The 20,464-nt window shown below is 60.6% G+C and carries 24 protein-coding genes and 3 pseudogenes; 13 read left to right on the top strand and 14 right to left on the bottom strand.

Going from position 1 to position 20,464, the window contains the following annotated elements; all coding sequences use genetic code 11:
- Positions 1 to 257: 257 nt before the first annotated feature.
- The gene (locus tag J2X71_RS31805; protein ID WP_310388656.1) at positions 258 to 1,328 is read right to left on the bottom strand and encodes a class I SAM-dependent methyltransferase; all 1,071 of its coding nucleotides are present in this window, start codon (positions 1,326 to 1,328) and stop codon (positions 258 to 260) included.
- Positions 1,329 to 1,507: 179 nt separating this feature from the next.
- On the opposite strand from J2X71_RS31805, the gene tnpB reads away from it, so the two are divergent.
- A complete protein-coding gene (gene tnpB / locus J2X71_RS31800; RefSeq protein ID WP_310388632.1) occupies positions 1,508 to 1,960 on the top strand; it encodes an IS66 family insertion sequence element accessory protein TnpB in 453 nt (150 codons plus the stop codon).
- On the opposite strand, the gene J2X71_RS31795 is transcribed toward tnpB, so the two are convergent.
- Entirely contained in the window at positions 1,952 to 2,698 is a 747-nt protein-coding gene (locus J2X71_RS31795) for an NADPH-dependent F420 reductase (protein WP_405049776.1), read from the bottom strand. The two genes, tnpB and J2X71_RS31795, sit on opposite strands and share 9 nt — an antisense overlap.
- A 94-nt stretch (positions 2,699 to 2,792) precedes the next feature.
- Here J2X71_RS31795 and J2X71_RS31790 point away from each other — a divergent pair, with 94 nt between their 5' ends.
- Both J2X71_RS31790 and J2X71_RS31785 read left to right on the top strand, forming a co-directional pair.
- Positions 2,793 to 3,170 (top strand): helix-turn-helix domain-containing protein, encoded by a 378-nt coding sequence (locus J2X71_RS31790; RefSeq protein WP_310388630.1) that lies wholly within the window; start codon positions 2,793 to 2,795, stop codon positions 3,168 to 3,170.
- Between the two features lie 119 nt (positions 3,171 to 3,289).
- The gene (locus J2X71_RS31785) at positions 3,290 to 3,814 is read left to right on the top strand and encodes a BA14K family protein (protein ID WP_310388628.1); all 525 of its coding nucleotides are present in this window, start codon (positions 3,290 to 3,292) and stop codon (positions 3,812 to 3,814) included.
- 61 nt (positions 3,815 to 3,875) lie between these two features.
- Here the strand turns inward: J2X71_RS31785 and J2X71_RS31780 are convergent, their stop codons facing one another.
- A complete protein-coding gene (locus tag J2X71_RS31780) occupies positions 3,876 to 4,067 on the bottom strand; it encodes a DUF6494 family protein (RefSeq protein ID WP_310388626.1) in 192 nt (63 codons plus the stop codon).
- A 241-nt stretch (positions 4,068 to 4,308) separates the two neighbouring features.
- On the opposite strand from J2X71_RS31780, the gene J2X71_RS31775 reads away from it, so the two are divergent.
- Positions 4,309 to 5,514, top strand: a complete 1,206-nt coding sequence (locus tag J2X71_RS31775) for an MFS transporter (RefSeq protein WP_310388624.1) — start codon at positions 4,309 to 4,311, stop codon at positions 5,512 to 5,514.
- Here the strand turns inward: J2X71_RS31775 and J2X71_RS31770 are convergent.
- Entirely contained in the window at positions 5,511 to 5,888 is a 378-nt protein-coding gene (locus J2X71_RS31770; RefSeq protein WP_310388622.1) for a helix-turn-helix domain-containing protein, read from the bottom strand. The genes J2X71_RS31775 and J2X71_RS31770 overlap by 4 nt on opposite strands.
- Before the next feature lie 124 nt (positions 5,889 to 6,012).
- Between J2X71_RS31770 and J2X71_RS31765 the strand changes: the two genes are divergently transcribed.
- Positions 6,013 to 6,597: a glutathione binding-like protein gene (locus J2X71_RS31765; protein ID WP_310388620.1), complete on the top strand. Its 585-nt coding sequence runs from the start codon at positions 6,013 to 6,015 to the stop codon at positions 6,595 to 6,597.
- 87 nt (positions 6,598 to 6,684) lie between these two features.
- Here the strand turns inward: J2X71_RS31765 and J2X71_RS31760 are convergent.
- The 3 genes and pseudogenes from J2X71_RS31760 to J2X71_RS31750 all read right to left on the bottom strand — a co-directional run bounded on the left by J2X71_RS31760 (position 6,685) and on the right by J2X71_RS31750 (position 8,232).
- A pseudogene (locus J2X71_RS31760) lies at positions 6,685 to 7,069 on the bottom strand (RidA family protein).
- Positions 7,070 to 7,130: 61 nt separating this feature from the next.
- A complete protein-coding gene (locus J2X71_RS31755) occupies positions 7,131 to 8,024 on the bottom strand; it encodes an NAD(P)/FAD-dependent oxidoreductase (protein ID WP_113325721.1) in 894 nt (297 codons plus the stop codon).
- The gene (locus tag J2X71_RS31750; RefSeq protein ID WP_162748203.1) at positions 8,017 to 8,232 is read right to left on the bottom strand and encodes a hypothetical protein; all 216 of its coding nucleotides are present in this window, start codon (positions 8,230 to 8,232) and stop codon (positions 8,017 to 8,019) included. Before J2X71_RS31750 ends, J2X71_RS31755 begins: the two co-directional genes overlap by 8 nt.
- 73 nt (positions 8,233 to 8,305) lie before the next feature.
- Here J2X71_RS31750 and J2X71_RS31745 point away from each other — a divergent pair, with 73 nt between their 5' ends.
- The 3 genes and pseudogenes from J2X71_RS31745 to J2X71_RS31735 all read left to right on the top strand — a co-directional run.
- On the top strand, positions 8,306 to 8,953 hold the full coding sequence (locus J2X71_RS31745) for a TetR/AcrR family transcriptional regulator (RefSeq protein ID WP_113325720.1): 648 nt from the start codon (positions 8,306 to 8,308) through the stop codon (positions 8,951 to 8,953).
- A 35-nt stretch (positions 8,954 to 8,988) separates the two neighbouring features.
- Complete coding sequence (locus J2X71_RS31740; RefSeq protein WP_310388615.1) at positions 8,989 to 9,852, top strand: class I SAM-dependent methyltransferase; 864 nt, start codon at positions 8,989 to 8,991, stop codon at positions 9,850 to 9,852.
- Between the two features lie 91 nt (positions 9,853 to 9,943).
- A pseudogene (locus J2X71_RS31735) lies at positions 9,944 to 10,229 on the top strand (transposase); the annotation flags it as partial.
- A 203-nt stretch (positions 10,230 to 10,432) separates the two neighbouring features.
- On the opposite strand, the gene J2X71_RS31730 reads toward J2X71_RS31735, so the two are convergent.
- Complete coding sequence (locus J2X71_RS31730; RefSeq protein ID WP_310388613.1) at positions 10,433 to 10,864, bottom strand: RidA family protein; 432 nt, start codon at positions 10,862 to 10,864, stop codon at positions 10,433 to 10,435.
- Between the two features lie 84 nt (positions 10,865 to 10,948).
- Here J2X71_RS31730 and J2X71_RS31725 point away from each other — a divergent pair, with 84 nt between their 5' ends.
- Positions 10,949 to 11,668 (top strand): WYL domain-containing protein, encoded by a 720-nt coding sequence (locus J2X71_RS31725; protein ID WP_310388611.1) that lies wholly within the window; start codon positions 10,949 to 10,951, stop codon positions 11,666 to 11,668.
- 9 nt (positions 11,669 to 11,677) lie between these two features.
- On the opposite strand, the pseudogene J2X71_RS31720 reads toward J2X71_RS31725, so the two are convergent.
- Both J2X71_RS31720 and J2X71_RS31715 read right to left on the bottom strand, forming a co-directional pair.
- Positions 11,678 to 12,436 (bottom strand): annotated as a pseudogene (locus tag J2X71_RS31720) (IS5 family transposase).
- Positions 12,437 to 12,542: 106 nt separating this feature from the next.
- Positions 12,543 to 13,139: a nucleotidyltransferase domain-containing protein gene (locus J2X71_RS31715; protein ID WP_310388609.1), complete on the bottom strand. Its 597-nt coding sequence runs from the start codon at positions 13,137 to 13,139 to the stop codon at positions 12,543 to 12,545.
- Between the two features lie 368 nt (positions 13,140 to 13,507).
- On the opposite strand from J2X71_RS31715, the gene J2X71_RS31710 reads away from it, so the two are divergent.
- Positions 13,508 to 13,912 carry a PAS domain-containing protein gene (locus J2X71_RS31710; protein ID WP_310388607.1) on the top strand — a complete coding sequence of 135 codons (405 nt, stop codon included), beginning with the start codon at positions 13,508 to 13,510 and terminating at the stop codon, positions 13,910 to 13,912.
- A 260-nt stretch (positions 13,913 to 14,172) separates the two neighbouring features.
- Here the strand turns inward: J2X71_RS31710 and J2X71_RS31705 are convergent, their stop codons facing one another.
- A complete protein-coding gene (locus tag J2X71_RS31705; protein ID WP_113325099.1) occupies positions 14,173 to 14,550 on the bottom strand; it encodes a VOC family protein in 378 nt (125 codons plus the stop codon).
- A 214-nt stretch (positions 14,551 to 14,764) separates the two neighbouring features.
- Between J2X71_RS31705 and J2X71_RS31700 the strand changes: the two genes are divergently transcribed.
- Positions 14,765 to 15,484 carry a transposase gene (locus J2X71_RS31700; protein ID WP_310388604.1) on the top strand — a complete coding sequence of 240 codons (720 nt, stop codon included), beginning with the start codon at positions 14,765 to 14,767 and terminating at the stop codon, positions 15,482 to 15,484.
- A gap of 152 nt (positions 15,485 to 15,636) precedes the next feature.
- Here the strand turns inward: J2X71_RS31700 and J2X71_RS31695 are convergent, their stop codons facing one another.
- Both J2X71_RS31695 and J2X71_RS31690 read right to left on the bottom strand, forming a co-directional pair.
- Positions 15,637 to 16,761 (bottom strand): alpha-hydroxy acid oxidase, encoded by a 1,125-nt coding sequence (locus tag J2X71_RS31695; RefSeq protein WP_310388652.1) that lies wholly within the window; start codon positions 16,759 to 16,761, stop codon positions 15,637 to 15,639.
- 281 nt (positions 16,762 to 17,042) lie between these two features.
- Entirely contained in the window at positions 17,043 to 17,984 is a 942-nt protein-coding gene (locus J2X71_RS31690; protein WP_310388602.1) for an NmrA family NAD(P)-binding protein, read from the bottom strand.
- A gap of 73 nt (positions 17,985 to 18,057) precedes the next feature.
- Here J2X71_RS31690 and J2X71_RS31685 point away from each other — a divergent pair, with 73 nt between their 5' ends.
- Positions 18,058 to 18,867 carry a helix-turn-helix transcriptional regulator gene (locus J2X71_RS31685; protein WP_310388599.1) on the top strand — a complete coding sequence of 270 codons (810 nt, stop codon included), beginning with the start codon at positions 18,058 to 18,060 and terminating at the stop codon, positions 18,865 to 18,867.
- 9 nt (positions 18,868 to 18,876) lie between these two features.
- On the opposite strand, the gene J2X71_RS31680 is transcribed toward J2X71_RS31685, so the two are convergent.
- The gene (locus J2X71_RS31680) at positions 18,877 to 19,761 is read right to left on the bottom strand and encodes a LysR family transcriptional regulator (RefSeq protein ID WP_310388596.1); all 885 of its coding nucleotides are present in this window, start codon (positions 19,759 to 19,761) and stop codon (positions 18,877 to 18,879) included.
- Between the two features lie 175 nt (positions 19,762 to 19,936).
- On the opposite strand from J2X71_RS31680, the gene J2X71_RS31675 reads away from it, so the two are divergent.
- Positions 19,937 to 20,395 carry a DUF3237 domain-containing protein gene (locus tag J2X71_RS31675; protein WP_310388594.1) on the top strand — a complete coding sequence of 153 codons (459 nt, stop codon included), beginning with the start codon at positions 19,937 to 19,939 and terminating at the stop codon, positions 20,393 to 20,395.
- The last annotated feature ends 69 nt before the right edge of the window (positions 20,396 to 20,464 follow it).

The following is a 20,464-nucleotide window of genomic DNA, read 5'->3' as shown; positions in this document are numbered from 1 at the left end:
TCCCCGGGGCGGCCACCTCGGGGATCATCCATGCTTCCCATCCAGTAAAGCACGAAACCAACAGACAATTCCTGTGCTTGTCACAGGAATCCAGCCACCGCGCGTCTGCGCGGTGAATGACTCATGCAGTGAGAAGAAAAGTCTCTCCTGCCCAAGGACTTGGGCAGGCTGGATTCCTGTGACATCCCTCGTGCCGGCACGAGGAGGGAATGAGGGAGTGGTGGTGACTGCGCCGTACTAGCTCGACCCAACCCCACTCAATTCCGCACCTCGAAGATCATGTTGAACGGCGTTTCACTCGAGCGGCGGAAGTGGTGATATCCCGCATCCATCGCCACCTTGCGCAGTTTCATCTCGCCCGCCTGCGCGCCAAGCCCGAGGCCGACTTCCTGGGCCATGGAGGCTGGCGTGCAGATCATTGTCGAGGCGCCGTAATAGACGCGGCCGACGGGGTTGAGGTTGTCCTTCAGGCCGTCATGGGCGAAGGGTTCGACGATCATCCAGGTGCCGTCCTTTTTCATCGTCTCGCGGATATGGCGGCCGGCGCCGACAGGGTCGCCCATGTCGTGCAGGCAGTCGAACATCGCCACCAGATCATAGTCGCCGGCCGGAAAATCCTTGGCCGATGCCTTGCTGAAGGTCACCCGGTCGGCGACACCCGCCTCCTTTGCGGCGCGCTTTGCCCGCTCGATCGACGGACCGTGATAATCGAAGCCGTGGAAATGCGATTTCGGGAAGGCCTGGGCCATCAGGATCGTCGAGGCGCCGTGGCCGCAGCCGACATCGGCGACTTCGGCCCCGCGTTCCAGCTTTTCCTTCATGCCCTTCAGCGCCGGGATCCACTCCGTCACGAGATGGCTGTTATAGCCCGGCCGGAAGAAGCGCTCGGTGCCGCGGAAGAGGCAGGTGCTGTGCTCATGCCAGCCAAGACCGCGCCCCGTTTTGAAGGCTTCCTCCACCTTCGGCTCGTCCATCCACATGGATTGCACGATCTCGAAGGCGCCGCCGAAGAAGGCGGGGCTGTCCTCATTGGCAAAGACCAGCGCCTGTTCGGGCGTCATGGCAAACTTGTTGGACGCTTCGTGATAGGTGATGTAATCGGAGGCCGCCATGGCGGCCAACCATTCGCGCACATTGCGTTCCGTGAGGCTGGTCGTTTCCGCAAGCTCCATCGAGGAGCGCGGCCGCCCATCCATCATCGCCTTGAACAGACCGAGATGATCACCGAGCACGACGAGAACGCCGGAGACACCAGCCCCGAGATCGCCGACGAGACGACCGACGAGTGCATCGACTTTCTGCATGTCAGGTTGCATGCCGTTCGGCATATCGGTTTTTGGCTTGGCCTGTTTTGATTTCCCAGCTTTCGGCAGATCAGTATTAGGCATGGCATCCTCCTCAAGATGCGCTAACCTCAGCCCGATAGATCGACCCTGTGGAGATTCTAGGCCGAGGCGCGGGGCAGTCAATGCTGCATTCGGGTGACACGGGCGGGTGACGGGAGCGGGTGACGGGAGCGGGTGAGGGCGGGGTGGAGAGCCTAGAGGCGGTTTCGTTACTATCCGCCTGGAAGAGGGAGCGTCTGTCGACCGGATTGCTGCTATCGCGCGTGCTTGCGCGGTTCCAGTATGATCTCTCCGTCGAACTGTGTGCGATCATGGTGGCGACCAAGCCGGTCGACTTTCGCAAAGGCCATGATGGTCTGGCGGCACTGGTCAAGAACGAGCTGGACAAAGACCCATTTACTGGAACGGTCTTCGTATTCCGATCTCGCAAAGCAGACCGACTGAAGCTGATCTATTGGGACGGCGGCGGATTGGTGATGGCCTACAAGCGGCTGGAGGAACACACCTTCACCTGGCCGGGTGTCAGAGACGGCTTGATGGCGGACCCGCGCGGATATGATCCTCCTACTGGTTTTCTGACACGACTTTTTGTCATGGTGTCCACCTCAGGTTAGTGGGTTGAGCGAGCGGTTCATTGCCACGACATCATCATGGGTGGGGCTCGTGCCTAGCGTTGCCATTTTGCTCATGAGTTGGTCTCGCTTTTTGGGCGCTTCACCCTTAACCGCTGCATCGAGCGCCTTGCGCATGGTGACCGCGTCGTAATCGCAGCAATATCCCGGCGTCGACGGCTGCTGCCGCCATGACTCTGCAAGCGGTCCACCATCAACGGGGTCGAATCCAACCTCGTTTACGATCCCCATGACAAGCTGCTTCGCTGCGTCATCATCTCCGGCGACCGCTACGGCCAGCCGACCGTCCGTCCCTTCAGGTTGACCGAGTTCCGCCAGAGAATGCGCAAGGATGTTGTTGTACGCCTTGATGACGGGGCGGCCGAGTTGCCTGGAGACCCATACGCTTTCGACCTCGCCCGCATTAAGCTCGGTGATTTGAGGGTCTCGCAGACCCGGATAGTAGTTGCTGGTGTCAACGACAGGGACGCTCGCAGGCACGTCTTTGAAGAGGTCTTTCGGCAGCTTCTCGATAGCGGGAAGCGGAATGGACATGATGACCAAATCCGCGCCATAGACAGCTCCGTTCGTGTCAGTCGCCGTGGCTCCGATCTCCTCCGCGAAGGGCCGAACAGCGTCAGCGCCCTGGGAATTTGCTACCCTGACCTCATGCCCCGCGGATGCGAGCTTGCGGGCCAAGGTGCCCCCAATATTGCCAATGCCGATGATGCCGATTTTCATGCTGAGGCTCCTGTTGTCCTGGCCACCAAGATAATAGATGCTACGATATCAACAAGAACCGACAGATAAGTGGGTTACCCACTAAAAGGTAAGTATGGCGCAGGATCGGGACTGGAAGTGCGGAGACCCTCAGCAGCATCGCAAATGGGCGGAAGCGACCACGGACGCGCTGCGCGTGCTGGAAGGCAAGTGGAAGATCGTCATCATCTGCCAGTTGTTCGGAGCCAAGGAGCCACTTCGCTTTTCCGAACTCGAAAGGCGCTGCGAAGGCGTGAACCAGAAGATGCTGATCCAGCAACTGAAGGAACTGGAGAAGGACGGCATACTAACCCGAACCGTCTATCCCCAAGTGCCGCCGAAGGTGGAGTACGAGCTGACCGAGATGGGCAAAGCCCTGGGACCCTCGATGGCCGAACTTATTGACTGGGCCTACATGCGCAGGGAGCGACTGGCGAATCAAGAAGCGACGTGACCAAATTGTGGGGTTAGGACGCCGCTTACGGAACACCGTCCCGGCTTGGAAATTAAGTGCCACGCCGTCCTTTTCGCGTTATAATAATCGGCTGCGATTTAGACGGAAAGGTGAAGCCAATGAAGAGGCTCGCAATCATTGCCCTGTCGCTCACGGCGGCGCTGACGAGCGCCCCGCCGGCCGAGGCGTTTCCCACCATTGTCGCCCCTGATGTCGAGGCGCTGCAGGCGCAACCGGTGCGCTACCGTGGCGGCTATGGCGGCTACTATGGCGGCTATCACGGCGGATACTATCGCCACAATGGTGGCGATGGCTGGGGTTGGGCGCTCGGCGGCCTGGCCGCAGGCGCGATCATCGGCGGAATGCTGGCGCAGCCTAGATATTATGGCCCCGGCTACTACGGTCAGGGCTACTACGATCGGGGCTACTACGGCTCGACCTATGACGGTCCGTACTACTACGGCTCGACGCGATATTACGCGCCACGCTATTATGCGCCACGCAGTTACCGCCGGACCTACTACTATGGCGGCAATTCACATGCACGCTGGTGCTTTGCGCGTTACCGGTCCTACAGAGCTTACGACAACACGTTCCAGCCCTATCACGGTCCACGACAGGCGTGCGTCTCGCCGCGCTATTGATGGCCGCGTCGAGCGGCTGACGTTACATCATCGCGTTGCTTTGATCGCGTCGTTCGCCTGCCTACGGAAGTTCGATTTCGCCGTCCACGACGTGGTTGAGGCCGGTGCCTTCCGATGTCAGCGTCATGCGGACTTTCAGCTTTTTACCACCGATCTGCCCGTCACGCACCGTCTCCTCGATCTTGCGCTGTGAGGTCACGCCGACTTCTTTCAGAAACTTGCGGATCGACATGTTGAAGGCGTCTTCGCTCATGATGGAATCCTCTGTGTCCGGAAGGGATTGTAAGGGAAGGCGAGCGATCAGGAAAGCTGGGGGAGGTGCGGTGTCGATAATCAACCCGAGCAGGGAGATCGACTGGTTTCGTGGGCATGCTAAAGGCGGCGCAGAACAAACCTTCCAAAACCGGTACCCATCACCGCATTAGGGATTCGCTGTCACAAAACTGAAGCAGTTAAGTTGCTAGTGATTTGCAATTGCAAATCAGGAATCATGTATGACCGAGTCCGGATCGGAGACGAAGATTCTGCTGCCCTTGATCGCGCTGTCGGTCGCCCAGCTGATAGGGTGGGGCGCGGTCAGTTTCCCGGCGGTCGTCAGCCGGGACATGGCGGCGGATCTCAACGTCGATATATCGACGGTCTTTGTGGGGACCACCGTTTTCTACGTTACGATGGGTGCCTGTGCTCCTTTCCTCTCGCGCCTTTTTACGAGCGTTGGAGCGCGTCCGGTCATGATCGGCGGAACGATCATGTCAGCCTTTGGCCTGGCGCTCGTGTCATTGTCGCATTCGCCCATCACTTATTTCCTGGGCTGGCTGGTTCTCGGAGCCGCAGGAAGCGCCAGTCTCACCACGCCGGCACATATCCTTCTCAACGAGATCGCCGGCCGGAATGCCGCGCGGGCGATTGCGAGCCTGGCGCTGGTTTCCGGCTTGTCCGGCACAGTGTTCTGGCCTCTCACCTCGTTCCTGTCGGAAGAGATTGGATGGCGCGGCACGTGCGAAGCCTATGCCGTGGTCATGATCACGGCCTGCCTGCCGCTCTACATTTTCGGCCTGCCGCGCCGGAGCAAAGCCACAGCGGCTACCAAGGCGACGAGATCTCAGGGTTCGGCAAAATCATATGACCGGACATTTTATCTCATCGTCGCTGCCATCGCGTTCAATGCGTTCATCACGTTCGGCTTCAGCTCCATTCTGATCGAGCTCTTGAAGGCCGAGGGCCTGAGCCCTGCACAGGCGCTCACTTACGGCTCTGCGCTCGGCATCGTGCAGATCTGTGCCCGGGGGCTTAATATCATCGGCGAAAAACGGTGGGACGGCGTGACGACGGGGGTCGCTTCGTCGGCAATTCTGTGCGTATCGCTGGCCATCCTTTCGATCGCTCAGGGCTCGCCGGTGGCCATCGCCGTTTTCCTTGTGCTCTATGGAATGGGCAGCGGGGCGCTCGCCGTCGCAAGGTCGACCATTCCGCTCGTTTTCTATGACAAGGGTGAGTTTGCAAAGGCGCTCTCGCGGATCGCCCTGCCATTGAACTGGATCTCCGCCATCTCTCCACCCCTGTTGATTTCCCTGATGACCAATCTCGGGAGCAGGGCGGTGTTGATCCTGTGTCTGGTCTGCTCCTGCAGCGCTATCCTCGTCCTGCTTCTGCTCAGGGGCCGCCGCCCTGTCAGTGAAGCAGTCGCCGGCGCATCCTAGAATTTCTCCTCCCGACTGGTGTCGTAGCTCAGGCGGTTATCCTCGATATTTTGCCTGTTTTCGGCCGCCCAGTCGGCGAGCTGCCGCACGGTTTCCGACAGGGAGTGCCCGAGCGGTGTCAGCGTGTATTCGACCTGCGGCGGCGTGCTGGGGTGAACGGTTCTTTTGATCATGCCGTCGCGTTCCAGCGTCTTGAGCGTCCGCGTCAGCATCTGCTGCGAAATGCCGCCGACCTCGCGCTTGAGCCCGTTGAAGCGCAGCGCGCCCAGCCGAAGTGCGACGACGACCTGGATCGTCCATTTGTCGCCGACCCGGCTCAATATCTCGCTGACACCCCTGCAGTCGGCTCCTGCCGGCCTGGCAGTCACATCCATCTGACCAGCTCCCAAAGATATGCTTTTGACGGATAATTTTAGGTCTCATAAATGGCCGTGGTCAACATTGTAGACCTTATCTCCCGGCGCAAAAGCGGAGATGGGTCACCACCAGGAGACCATCATGAACCTCTTCTACTATCCCGGCGCCTGCAGCCTGGCCGATCATATCGCGCTCATCGAGACCGGGCTTTCCTACAGGCTCATCAGCATCAAGCATGACAAGAAGACGGAGGACGGCCGCGATTTCCTTTCGATCAATCCGAAGGGCTATATTCCCACGCTCGAACTCGAGGACGGAACGATCCTGACCGAGAACCAGGTCATCCTGAACTATATCGCCGAGAAGAGCGGCAAGCTCCTGCCGGGAGATCCCATCCTTCGGTGGCGGGCGCTCGAGGCGCTCGCCTTCATGTCCTCCGAGATCCATTCAAGGTACCAGCCCTTCTTCAGGAATTTCCCCGAGCTGGAAAAGGAGCGTGCTCGCGAAAAGCTCGCGCAGGCCTTCGCGATCCTGGCCGAGCAGATGGGCGACAAGACGTTCCTTGTCAGCGACGAGATGACGGTTGCCGATTGCTACCTGTTCTGGGTGCTGATGGTCGCGCCCAGGAGCGGCGTCGAACTGCCGGAGGCGCTCAGCAGGTCCTTCGATCACATGCGGGCGCTGCCTTCGGTGATCCGGGCGTTTTCGGAGGAGGGGCTCGGCTGACGCTCCCCGGCCGCGCGTCGCTCGACAGGCGGTCCGGCTGGCCGGGAAAGGCGCAGCCGGCCAGCCATTATTTGCACGGGCGGGGGCTCAATCCAGGAGAACCACAGCCTCAACCTCGAAGAGCATGGGATCGATGGCGAGCTTCGGCACCGGAACCAGCGTCAGGAAGCGTATCGCCGAACATCCGCGTTACATTCTCCGTCAGTACGCCCAACTTCGACATATCGTGGTCGACCACGTAAACCGTCAGTTTCACCACTTGGTCCAGGCGGGCGCCAAGCGCGTCGAGCACGGCGGCGAGGTTCGCGTAGGCCTGTCCCACCTGTGTGGCGAAGTCCGGCGAGAGAGCGCCGGTCTGGTCCTGACCGCCACGGCGGCCGAGCTCGGCAAGGAAGGGCTTCGCGGTCGGCGGATGGTCCGGGAAGCCGTGCAAGACGATCGTCGGTTGACCATCGGGATCATCACCCTGCAGCGCGTGAAAGGTGCCGTGTGGTAGGTCGAAAGTGACGTGTTCGAACTCCACGTGTGTCTTCTCAAACCAGCATCGACTGCTGGGCGGAGATACCCGCCGTCGCGCCGTACGATGTTGCCGTGGTGACCGAGGCCATGGCTGGGTTGGCGAGGTCGCCGGCGGCGTAGATGCCGGGCGTGCTGGTTTCGCGGCGCTCGTCGACCTTGAGGGCGATGCCGAGGGGCGTATCGACCGTGGCGAGTCCCAGTGATTCATGCAGGCTTGCGGACGGCTTGTTGCGCGGATGCGCGAACAAAATATCGACTGCGACATTGGGGGCGGTATCGAGCTTGACGGTGGCATTATGGCCCCCGTGACGGGCGATTTCGGTGATCCGGCCATCAACGACAGGTATGTTGCGGCGCGCGAGATCGGCCCGGATATCGGGTGCAATGTCGTGACCATCGGCGAAGACGGTCAACGTGTCGGTCCAATCGTGGTACAGCCTGACATAATTGTGCGACGGCGGGCCGGACCAGACGAGGCCCCAATGCTGGCCGGCGACTTCAAAGCCATCGCAATAGGGGCAGGGCACGATGGATGTGCCCCAGCTTTCGGCAAAGCCCGGAACGTCAGGCATCTGGTCGGCAACGCCATAGCTCAGGATCAGGCGGCGCGCCCCGAGGCTTTCGCCATCGCCAGTGAGGACGGAGAAATTGTCGATGGTGCCGGAGATGCTGTCGGCCCGGGCATTGACCAGCTTGACCGTGGGATAACGCGCCAGTTGCTGCCGCGCCTCGGCCAGGATGTCCAGCGGTGGCTTGTGATCGTGGCCGAGCAGGCCATGCGAGTGGCCGGCGAAGCGGTTGCGCGGCAGGCCGGTATCGAGAACGGTGACCTTGCGGCGGGCGCGGCCGAGCTGCAGGGCGGCGGCGAGACCGGCAAAGCTGCCGCCGATGATGATGACGTCATCCATGGTGATGAGCTCCGTGGTGTGGATGGAAGGGGTTGGGCTGGGCCTGGCGCGAAATATCGTCCAGCGATACGCGCTCGAGACGGGCAGCGAGCAGGGCTTCGGCATCGACGAGAAAGTCGCCCATCACTGTGTTGACCGGCCGGACGATGCCGCATTCGATATCGCCGGGCGGCCCAAGGGAAGCTTGATTTGGAGGGCACCTACGCATTGGCTTGCACCTTTTAGATACTATATGGTATCGTAAGTCAAGAATTAGGATACTGTCAAGGACTGGATTTGTCGTGACCGAAAACAGCCAGGGCCGGCGCGGCCGGCCCGCCAACGAGGCGCTTGGCCAAACGATAGTCGACGCCGCGTGCGAACTCTTTGTGGAATTGGGTTTCCAAGCGACGACATTGGACAAGGTCGCCCAGCGAGCGAGGATATCCAAGCTCAGCATCTATCGGCACTTCGAGAACAAGGAGGCGCTGTTCAGTGCGGCCATCGCGGCCCACTGCCATCAGTTTGCACCACAGGCTCTTATTGAAGGCGTCGACGGTTCGGCAGAAGATCAGCTGATGGCGGTGGGAACATCCCTGCTTCGCACGCTGTTGAGCCCGGACGTCCGCAGTGTCGAAGCCATGATCATGGCCGACAAGACGAATCAAAAGTCGTTAAGCAAGCTCCACTACGAAGCCGGCCCCGCCTATGTCATTGCCCAAATCGAGGCCCTGTTGCGTCAGTTGCACGCGAAGGCGGTTCTGAACGTGCCCGATCCTCTCCGGTCCGCCCGCTTGTTTGCCGCGCTTATCAAAGGATCCGATCTCTTGATTATCGCACGCTTCGATCAGGCGAGAGCAGAGGACGACAACGAAATCGAATCCTATTGCCGGTCCGCCGTCGCCATGTTCGTCGCCGCACACGGTGGGAACGACCACGCGGGCGGATAGCCTGGTTAAGAACGGATCAGAACAAAGGATATGGCATGACGGAGAAAAATGTTTATCAGGTGGCCGACTGGAAAGGCCAAAGCGGGGAGCGCTGGGTCACTTACCAGGCCCGGCTCGATGCCATGATGGCGGTGTTCGGCCAGGCCGCGATAGAAGCCGCCGGGCCCGCCATGGGCGAACGCGTGCTGGACGTCGGCTGCGGCGCGGGGGCGTCTAGTCTGGATCTGGCCGCCCGCGTCGGCGCGGGGGGCCATGTGCTGGGCGTGGACATATCCGAACCGCTGATCGGCAGAGCGCGCGCGCGAGCGCCGCAGGATACGCCGGCCGTGTTCCAGGTCGCCGACGCCAGCAGCACCGAATTGCCCCAGGGCGCGTTCGACATCCTGTTCTCGCGCTTCGGAGTGATGTTCTTTGACGATCCTACGGCGGTCTTCACTCATATGCGCCGTGCGCTCAAGCCGCGCGCGCGGGTCGCTTTCGTCTGCTGGCGCGGCATGGCCGAGAACGATTGGGTGCGCTTGCCGATGGGGGCGATGAAGGGCATCCTCCCGCCGATGACGCCGCCCGGTCCCGAAGCCCCCGGCCCGTTCTCGTTTGGCGACCAGGGGCGGGTGGCGCGTATTCTAACTGTGGCTGGCTTCACCGATGTCGCTATCGCGCCATTCGATGCCTCCATCCCGTTCGGCAAGGGGGAGACGCGGGACGCGGCGCTCGACGACGCGGTGAAGATGACACTCGAGGTCGGCCCGCTGGCGCGCTCTCTCGCTGATCAGCCCGACGATATCCGCGCCCGCGCCTCGGCTGCGGTTCGTGCCGTCTTCGCGGGCTGCCCCGGTGAGCGGTCGGTGATGATCGACGGCGCGGCGTGGATCGTCACGGCGCGCAATCCGGCAAGCTGACAGGGATTAATACGCCCTCTTGCTGAGTTAGACACTTGAGCTTCCCAAATGACGATGAATCAGAATCTCTGTTGCAAACGGGACGTTTGCGATGGGAGCAGCGATTTCATTACGGGCGGATTTTGACGCGGAAGGTCTTCGGCGTCTGGCCCGCAAGAGCAAGCATGCGGCGCAGGCGCGTTGTCTTTTGGCGCTTGCCTTGATCTATGGCGGAGGCTCGCGCTGCGGATGCAGCGCGTCTTGGCGATGTCACCCTTCAGATCGTGCGTGACTGGGTCTTGCGGTTCAATGCGAATGCCCCCGACGGGCTGATCGATGGCAAGGTTCCCGGACCCAAGTCACGCTTGAACGATGCGCAGCGGACGGCGCTGGGTGCTGATGGTCGCGCCCAGGAGCGGCGTCGAACTGCCGGAGGCGCTCAGCAGGTCCTTCGATCACATGCGGGCGCTGCCTTCGGTGATCCGGGCGTTTGCGGAGGAGGGGCTCGGCTGACGTTCCCCCGGCCGCGCGTCGCTCGACAGGCGGTCCGGCTGGCCGGGAAAGGCGCAGCCGGCCAGCCATTATTTGCACGGGCGGGGGCTCAATCCAGGAGAACCACAGCCTCAACCTCGAAGAGCATGGGATCGATGGCGAGCTTCGGCACTGGAACCAGCGTCTGTGCCGGAAGCGTATCGCCGAACATCCGCGTTACATTCTCCGTCAGTACGCCCAACTTCGACATATCGTGGCCGACCACGTAAACCGTCAGTTTCACCACCTGGTCCAGGCGGGCGCCAAGCGCGTCGAGCACGGCGGCGAGGTTCGCGTAGGCCTGTCCCACCTGTTTGGCGAAGTCCGGCGAGAGAGCGCCGGTTTGGTCCTGCCCGCCTTGCCCTGAGATAAAGGCCAGCCGACCAGCAGCAGGGGTGATGACCGCTGTGCTGTAGCCATTCGGTGTCGGGTCGTGCAGGTGGGAAGGGTTCACGATGATCGGCTTTGCAGCGGTCGTGCGTGTTTGATCTAGGGATGTCATGATCTGTATCCTTGTCGGGTTGCCATGACCTGCCTAGAGTGAATCGGTGCCAAATTTTGGCACTGAATGTGCTAGGGTGCGCAAATGAACATCCGCCTCAGACACGACGCCATCGTGCGCATCCTCCGGCGCAACGGAAGCTCGACGGTCAATGATCTGGCGGAGGAAGTTGGCGCTTCCAGGCGAACGGTGCTGCGCGACATCGGAGCGCTGCGTGACCAGGGCTTCCTCATCCATTCCGAATCCGGCCGAGGTGGCGGGCTGCAGCTCGACCCGGAGTCGGTGCAGACCACTACCCGGCTCTCCGTGATCGAGGTGTTCGCGCTCCTGATCAGCGTAGCGGCCGTGCGCGCGGCCCGGTCCCTTCCTTTTTCCGATCTCGCCGATGCGGGGCTCGCGAAGATCGAAAGGGCGCTTTCGGCAGACAAGGTGCGAGACCTGCGCCGGCTTCTCGACTGCCTGTATGTCGGGCAATTGTCGCCCAGGCAGGACGTTTCGGACATAGGTTCGATCGACTCCGGGCTGCTGCCGGCCTTCGAGACGACATTTCTCCAGCGGCTGCATCTTCGGTTCCGCTACCATGACGCCAAGGGGATGGAAACACTGCGCGAGGTTGAACCGCAGGCCATGCTCATCCTGCCGCCACTTTGGTATCTCGTCGCCTGGGATGCCGCCCGCGAGGATTTCCGCCACTTTCGCATGGACCGGATCAGGAAGCCGGAGATTGTGGAGGGCACGCAGTTTCGTCGACGGCACGTACCCTTCGAAGATGATGTTTGCCCTTTCGGCGAAATGGCACGCTAGGCTCAGGACTCATTTGCCGAGCCAGAAGATGACTGTGGCGGCGATGCAGATGGCGCTAAAGAAGGCGTGTGCGGAGCGGTCGTAACGGGTTGAGATGCGTCTCCAATCTTTGAGCTTGGCGAACATGTTCTCGACCTTGTGCCGCTCCCTGTACTGAGACTTGCAATATTTTGCGGGCGATCTGCGTTTGGCTCGTGGTGGAATGCAGGGCGTGATACCTCGTTCCGCGAGAGCTTTTCGGAAGGAGTCACTGTCATAGCCTTTGTCTGCAATGAGTGTTTCGGCGTCTGGTAGCATCGGGTAGATCAGAGCGGCCCTTGTAGTCGCTCATTTGGCCTTCGGTGAGAAGAAAGATGACTGGTCGGCCGGCGCCATCGCATACTGCATGAAGCTTGGAGTTCAGCCCGCCTTTCGTGCGACCGATGCGACGGGGCGAATCTCCTTTTTCGAGCAAACTGGCGGCAGTCCGGTGCGCCTTGAGATGGGTGCTGTCAATCATCATCCGGCGGGCGGCCCGCTCTCAGCCGCAAGGTTAGCGAAGACGCGGTCGAAGACCCCCATACGGGACCAGCGAACGAACCGGTTGTAAAGCGTCTTGTGGGGTCCATAGGACTCAGGCGCATCCCGCCATCGCAGACCATTTCGGATAACATGGATTATCCCACTGCCGATGCGGAGGTCGTCCACACGCGGAACCCCACGAGACTTCGGAAAGTAGGGGACTATGCGCTTCAGCTGTGTCTCGGTGAGCCTGAATTGATCGGACATCGGCAGATCCTCCTGCCGCGCTTGAAGCACGACGCTACATCGGATGGAATCCAGCTGTTCAGTCAAGATTCGCTCTGCGGACGGAGCCTGCGTTTGTAGTGTTCCCTTATAAACGCGCTATCCATTCATGCTCGGGATGCAGGGCCTCTAGCCAGAGGCGCAGATCAAGCTTTTCTTGGAAATTGAGTTTGGGGAGCGCGGCCTCGAAGTCGCGCTCGTCTTTCTCTCTACGGTACTTTGCCTTGAAGAGCAGAACGTTGGCCGGTGCGAGATAGGGAGTACCCAGTTCGTTCCTTCGAACAGCGGCCGCTCTGGGCATTTGGATCGAACGATCACGTTTGTACGCCCAGACTTCCGGCGTTCCCCGCTCCACCATCATATCAATACGCCAGAAACCGGCGGCTGTGTCAGCGCCCCAAAGCTGCCACAGGTCTGCCGGTGACCCAGCGTTTGGGGCGAGGTAGGAGAGCTTCCCCTCCCTTACCTCAAAGAAATCCAGCTCGGACAAGATTTTGCGGCAACCATCTATACCGGCAGGTAGAACGGCGAATTCCAGATCTTCATGCGCCCGGGTCTGATGGCCGTGCCACAGGTCCAAAGCCCAACCACCGACGACATACCACTCTGATCTCCAGTGTCCAAGACGTGCATGCAGCTCATCTGGCGACCAGGCATTCCAAGAATCTTCTGGGAGAGGGTTCATACGGAGGACCAGACTCGGGTTGGGACGGCTTCAGGCGTCTTGTTGGGCCAACGTCCGATCTGACGCAATAGGATCGAGACCGTCATCCGGGTCTTTCGCCCGGTTTATAGGTCCTGACCCTAGGCATCAGCGAGGTCGAAACATTCTATACGTGAAGCGCAAAGGACCTTCTCCGAGGTTCTAAGGGCGCAGAGAAAAACATAGTCATCCAGCAGGCCGATCCGTGCAGTCTCGGCGGCACGGGCATCATCTCCAGGTCGCTGACCTGATTGCGCCGGCGACCTGCGCCGTATTGCGGTCAATCCTGCCTTGAAGTTGTCCGGCAAACCTTTAGTTTTAACTAAAACAGTCGCGGGAACATGCAGGCAATGACTGGGCAATCCGTTCACTCGGTCGGGATATTCGAGGAAGTAGCTTGCGATGCCGGGATCTATACCTGGGATATCGTCAGGAACCTCGTCTTCGCAGACAGCGCGCTCGCCGAGCTTTTCGGCCTCGATGCTGCCGCCACCGTGCGCGGCCTGCCGCTGGAAGACTATCTTGCGCGCGTCCATCCCGATGACCGGCCGGAACTGGCAAAGAAGATCTCAGAAGTGCTCGTTGCCGATATCGCACAGCAGAATACCTACCGTGTCTGGGGCAGGGACGGGCGGTACCGGATGGTCGCTGCCTTCGGCCGAGCCTTTCGCGATCAGAGCGGATCACCCATTCTCTACTCCGGCATCGTCGTGCCGGTGGCCGAGCGCGAGCAGGATGGATCGCTGGCGCATTAGGCGGCTTTGCCGTCAATTCGCACTCGACCGATCTTGCGGTTTTGCCACGGGTCGCAGACGACGCGAAGCTCCAACTTCTGCGCAGGGATATTCGGGACAGTTAGAAGTTGCCTGAACCGACAGCCTGCCGATCTGTCGCGAAACTCAGGCAGACCGTCCCAAAGCCTCCTGGCGATTACTCATCGGAGTTTTCGGGACGGTCTGTGGGAGTTTTGCGAACGCCGGACAGAAGCCATTCCGCCCGGCCTCGGAAAGCGGCCTTAGATCACTTGGCCTACATCGATACGATTCCCGTCCGGGTCCTCGAATACAAATGATCGCAGGCCGTAATCCTTGTCCTGAAGGCTTTTGATGATCCTTGCCCCATGTCGCTTGCAAATAGCATGGAGAGCATCAATGTCATCCACCATCAGGTGGGCAACATTGAAATCCGCAGCTTTGTGGCCCGGCTGTAAGGTCAGGTGCAGTTCACCCTGATCGCGCTTCAGGATCATGAAGCCGACAGGATTGCCGTTCTCGAAAATCTTCTGGAAACCGAGAACCTGGGTATAAAAATTATGGGACTTGCTCATGTCCCTTACGGGGAGCGTGGCGGCAATTCGTCCAAAACGGACACCGTGACCGGCGATATCGTTCATCGCAGAGCCTCTGATTGCAAAGCCGCGATCCCATCTCCAGACGGTGCTGGTCGATGTGGCGCGCTTCGTTGTTTGAATCAGCAGGACGGTGCCTACAAAGTATATCTAACTTACGTCGGTCCGTGGCGGAATAGGGAAATTGTCGAAAAAGTCCCGGTGACCGCCCCAAAACGCTGACGACCAGATCTCGCTGACCGATCCGGATGCCCGTGCCATGGCGCGCATGACGAAGGTCGGCGTCGGCTACAACATCCAGCTTGCCGTGGATGTGAAGCACAAGCTGATCGCCGAACAGGTCTGCAATCAGGTGCTGGATATGGGGCTTCTTGCGCCGACGGTCGAGGCGGCGATGGACACGCTCGGTGTTGAGACGATCGAGGCGGTGGCAGACCGAGGCTACTTCAAGATCGAGGATATCGAGGCTTGCGAGAAGGCCGGTATCACCGCCTATGTTCCCAAACCGATCCGCGGTCTGGCCGTGGCCGAGGGTTTCTTCTCCAAGGAGCAATTCCGCTACGATCCGGACAAGGACATTTACATTTGCCCCGCAGACCAGGAGCTCTCACCCCGTCACTTTGGCAAGTCACGTGACAATGTGAAGATCGACTACGTCAACCGCGACGCCTGCAAGGCTTGCAACCTGCGCGAACGCTGCACCAAAAGCTTCCGTCGTGTGTCCCGCCTGGAGAACGAAGCGGTGCTTGACCGCATGGCGTTGCGTCTCGCCGCACGACCCGACATCCTCGACCGGCGGCGCGAAAGCGTCGAGCATCCATTCGGCACGATAAAACAGTGGATGTATCAAGGCGCGTTCCTGATGCGCAGGCTGAAAAACGTGCGAGGGGAGTTCAGTCTGACGGTGCTCACCTACAACATCAAAAGGGCCATCGCCCTTGTCGGTGTGCCGGGTCTGATCGCCGCCGTGAGGGCGTGATCGGTGAGAATCCGCCTTCTAGACGCACGAAAACCACTGAAAGTACGCAATTGAGGCCACATGCCGCCCCAAGGAACTGATGATCGGAAAATCTCCGGGAAATCTTCACCGACCAGCGCCGAGCGCCCACAAAACCTCATGCGCGCCGCGTTTTAAGACAGTCTGCTGGAAATTCGCGACAGATCAATCAGCGGAAAAGCGCTCAAGGCGCTTGGTATGGCGACCGGGGCTGCCGGGTGCAGATACGATCGACCCAGTTCCCCAATGGTCGGGACGCCAAGCAGAGCCATCGAACGAAGCATTTCGTCTTCCAACAGCTCGAGCATGCGAATGATTGCCGCTTCGCCTCCCGCAGCGAGGGCATAGCACTGCATGCGGCCAAGACCTACCAAGTCCGCGCCTATCGCGAGAGCCTTGATGATATCCGATCCCCGACAGAAACCTCCATCGACCATCACCCTTGCCCGGCCGGCTATGGCGTCGATAATTTCAGGCAGGGCGTCGATTGTACCACGCCCATGGTCGAGCTGACGGCCCCCGTGGTTTGAAACATAAATCCAATCCACTCCATGATCGACCGCAATACGAGCATCCTCGGCCGTAGCAATACCTTTGAGCGCGAGCGGTATATTGTAGCTGTCCTTGATCAACTTGACGGTTCGCCAATCAAGGGCGGCCTGGTGGGACTGATCGGGCCGCTTTGCTAATCCGGCCGTGCGATAGCGGTTGGCAATGTCTCGATCGCGGCGAGCGAGAACGGCGCTATCGACAGTCAGGCAGATTGCGGCGCAGCCACATGCAAGCGCGCGCCCCACGTATTCATGCACGAAGCCATCGTCGCCTCTGACATAGAGCTGCGCCATTCGTAGGGCCGATGATGCGGCCTCGGCAACGGCCTCAAGCGGCGTGCAGCCTGAGCTGAGCATGTGGCCTATGTCAAAAGCTTGAGCGGCCTTTGCAACGGTTGCGCCGCCGCCATCGCCAAATAGGTTCAATGGGCCGGTTGGCGCGAGAAATACTGGCAGTCGCAGCTTGCGGCCGAAGTACTCGACCGAGAGATCGACGGTGCTGACGTTGCGTAACACGCGCGGTTTGAACGCGATCGAATCAATGGCCAGACGGTTGCGTTTGAGCGTCGTCTCCGTTTCCGCGCCTCCTATGAGGCTGTCCCACTTTTCTTTTGGCAGAACCTGGTGCGCTTTTACGACGATCTCGTGCAAATTCTCGAATTCGTCAGAAATGGAGACAGCTCCTGCAACCTCATTTCCTGCACTCATCGCGCCTCCTAGACGGTGGTTTTCGCAAAAGTCCCGATTAGAGCGATACTTGTTTTCCTGATTTCTGCGGCATCCCAGAGTAAGCCGTTTAGGAACAACCGCAATGACTGCTTGCCGCGCCAAGCGGTTGAGGCTTTCGTCGGTCTTCATGCCGCCCCTTGGAGCACCGTGCGTCCATTCGGACGCACGGTACCCGCATGTTCCTTTGCCAAGCGTCGCTCGACAGGCGGGTCCGCCTGGCCAGGGAAACGTTACTGATGGGCCGATACTCGGCTTCCCAACTATTCCTTTGCGCTCCACATATGAAATGTCTCGGGTTCGTCTCCGTCCGCAACCGACTCCAGGTAACGCGGCTTCCAGACGTCTCTGATGAACGTTTCCATCGTGGTGGGCAGCGACGGGCGAACCTCACGCTCACCCTGGAACCGCACCAGGCCATCGTTCAGAGCGTCGGCGGTCAGGGTGTCATAGTGCCATCTCTCTGAAGTCCCGAAGCGCTTGAGAAATTCAGCTTCCACGTCCTTGCGCGTTCTTTCGATGTACCGGTACTCCACCGGCCGGCCGATCTCTCTGTCGATGATCGCGGCCAATTCATTCATCGAGATATCTTCCGAGCCGACCTCGCGGATCACCCGGTGCTTGCCCGTCGGATTTGTCAGTTCCCTGGCCGCAAGCCATGCGATGTCATCCGTCGCCACCCAGGGCATCTTCAGATCGGGCTTACAGGACCAGGCGATGCGACCATATCTGGCAACCGGCGCCGTCCACGCCAGCGCATTCTCCATGAACCAGGCAGCGCGCAGATGGACCAGGTCGATATTGGTAAGTTCGTTCAGCTTCTGGTCCAGATGGTAGAAACACTCGAAATGGCCGGTCTTCCCGTTCACGTCCGATCCCATGGCCGACAGGCTCACAGCCAGCTTGACGGGGGAATTGCCAAGCGCATCGACGAAGCGTTGGGCAACCACGGGATAGTGGCCTTCAAGGTTGTTCCAGTCGGTCTTGACCATCAGGAACGCGGCATCGGCATCCTGAAAGAACTTGTCGAGCGCTCCCGCACCCGTGTCAAAGCTTCCGAGGAATGGCTCCGCGCCGATTTCGGCCAGTGCCTCAAGGGCTGGACCGCCCCTCGACAGGGCCTTTACCTGATGCCCTGCGCTCAGCAGGTTTCGGGTGAGTTGGGCGCCGATCCTGCCGGTTGCGCCGACGACAGCAATTCGCATGATAGTCTCCATCGGGTTGTTGATGCCCGCTTGTAGCGAATTGCAGTGCACGCGAATTTGGAGATAATGCCATATGATCTCCAAATCGGGCCAATCCGCTAGGACGCTGCGCCCCTGCAGCGTGGACTTCGATCCCGACCCCGACCGGTTGGGTCGCCCGGCGGTCGCCCTGCATGTCGACTTCAGCGACTACCAAGCCGAGGTGCCGCAGCACCAGCACCGGCAGGGGCAGCTCATCCTTGCCTTGCACGGGGCCGTCACCTGCAGGGCCGCAAACGGCCTCTGGATTGTCCCGCCGGACTGCGGGATCTGGATCCCGGGCGGCGTGCCGCACAGCAATCAGGTCACGTCCAACGCTCGCCTGTCCTACCTGTTTGTCGAACCGGATGCTGCGGCCCTGCCGCAGGAATGCTGCACGCTGTCCGTTTCGCCGATGCTGCGCGAGATGATCCTGCGCCTGGCGGATGTGCAGGGCAGCTATGCTCCTGATGACCATGTCGGCCGTCTCGTGCGGGTCTTGCTGGACGAACTGGCGCTCATGCCGAAAGAGGGGCTGGAGCTGCCGGTGTCCAGCCACCCGAAGATCGCCATGATCGCCGCTGCCCTGACGGCAGAGCCGAGCGACCGCCGCACCCTGGCGGAATGGGCCGCCCATGTCGCCATGAGCGAGCGATCCCTGAAGCGGCTGATGGTTCAGGAAACGGGGCTGACCTTCGGCCGGTGGCGGCGGCAGCTGCACCTGGTCATCGCGCTGCGCGAACTCGCCAGCGGCGCGACGGTCCAGAGGGTGTCGAGCGACCTCGGCTACGAGTCCGTCACCGCCTTCATCGTGATGTTCAAGAAGGCACTCGGGACAACACCGACGCGCTATTTCGCAACGTGACCGACGGGCCTAGCTCGGCAGGCGGTCAGTCTGGCTCAAGAGCGGCGCGTAAGCCTCCTCGTGAAGCCAGGCGCAGAGCTGGCGAGGCGCGAGACGGGGGTCGTCGGCACGCATCAACGCAAAATGCCAGGCCGGCCCGCTCAGGACATAGGGGAAAGGGGCGATGAGGAGGCCCTTTTCCAGGAGCGGGCGAAACAACAAGGGCGACAGAAGCGCGACACCTGCGCCTGCCACCGCTGCATTGGCGTCAAGCTCGTGCGTGGGGTAATCGACTGCCGCAAACCGCAGAGCCTGCGGAATCTCGCTTTGAGCGGCCCTGAACCATGCCTGCCAATCCGGATGCGGCAACAGCTCGAAATCGGCGAGCGCCTCCGGCCTGTCCAGGGTCCGCGTTCCGAGCAGAAAGGGGGCCAGCATGGGCGTCACTTCAACCGGCGCGAGCCGGTATTCGTCAAACCCTTCCCAGCCGCCACGACCCGTCCTGATGGCGACGTCAAACGCGCTCGGGTCGCGAATATCGGCGGAGACGTCGACCTCGATCGGCGATCCGCCTGCCGAAGGATAGCGCGCCAGCCTAGGTGCCAGCCAGCGAGAGGCGAATGTCGGAGGCGCCGTCAATCTGAGTGGCGGCGTCGCAGCCTGAAATTCATCGAGCGCGCCGGCAATGCCATCCAGTGCGTGGCGAATTCGGCCCGCCAGTTGAGCGGCCGCAGCCGTCGGCACGACGCGTCGCCCCGCGCGCACGAACAATGGCTGGCCAAGCTCGGCCTCCAGTGTGCGGATACGGAGACTGACGGCCGCAGGTGTCAGACACAGCCTTTCGGCGGCGCGGGCAAAGCTGGAGGCGGAAACGCATGCTTCCAGAATTCGCAGAGATTCCAACGGCGGCCGCATGATCTCTTCTCTCTTGATGAGTTTTGCTTGTGAAGGTGCCAAGCAAAGCGCGTTTTGGGAGCAGGGCGCCTTCAGCTAGAGCTTGTCGCGCAAACCCGAAGACCTGAGGCGCGGCGAGCGGATCTGAAGGATCGCGACACGCTCCAGGGCTCAAACAAACAATAGGCGATCCGATATGGCCCTGCAATCTCGGCACTTAATGACACTCTTCATGACACTTCATCCGGCGCTTGAGCTCGGCCAGACGCCAGCCGGTAGCCGGCGTATATTTCCCGTCTCCGGTGGACATTTCCGGGGTGAGCGACTGAAAGGAGAGGTATCGCCGCTGATCGGCTCCGATCTCCTGCTCGGCCGCGGGGACGGCACATTTCAGCAGGATGTCAGGCTCCTGCTCGCCGCTGACGACGGCGGTCTGATCCTTATGACCTATCGCGGCGTCAGGCGCTCCTCCCAGAGCGTCGACGAGCGTCTTGCGAATGGCGAGGCGGTCGACCCCTCGGAATATTATCTGCGAACAACACCCTATTTCGAGACGGCCGCACCACGGCACGCGTGGCTCAACCAAATTGTCGCGGTTGCGCAAGGCGGCCGGCACGCGGGTGGTGTCGAGTACGATATATTCGAGATTCTATGAATTCAGCCGTCCGCTTCCGGCGCATTTCCCGTGCATTCCGGAATGGGTAGACGACAGCTCTCGGGCCGT

It is taken from the genome of Rhizobium sp. 1399 (assembly GCF_031455475.1).
In the GTDB taxonomy this organism is placed as follows: Bacteria; Pseudomonadota; Alphaproteobacteria; order Rhizobiales; family Rhizobiaceae; genus Rhizobium.
This window is presented reverse-complemented; position numbering and strand designations above follow the sequence as displayed.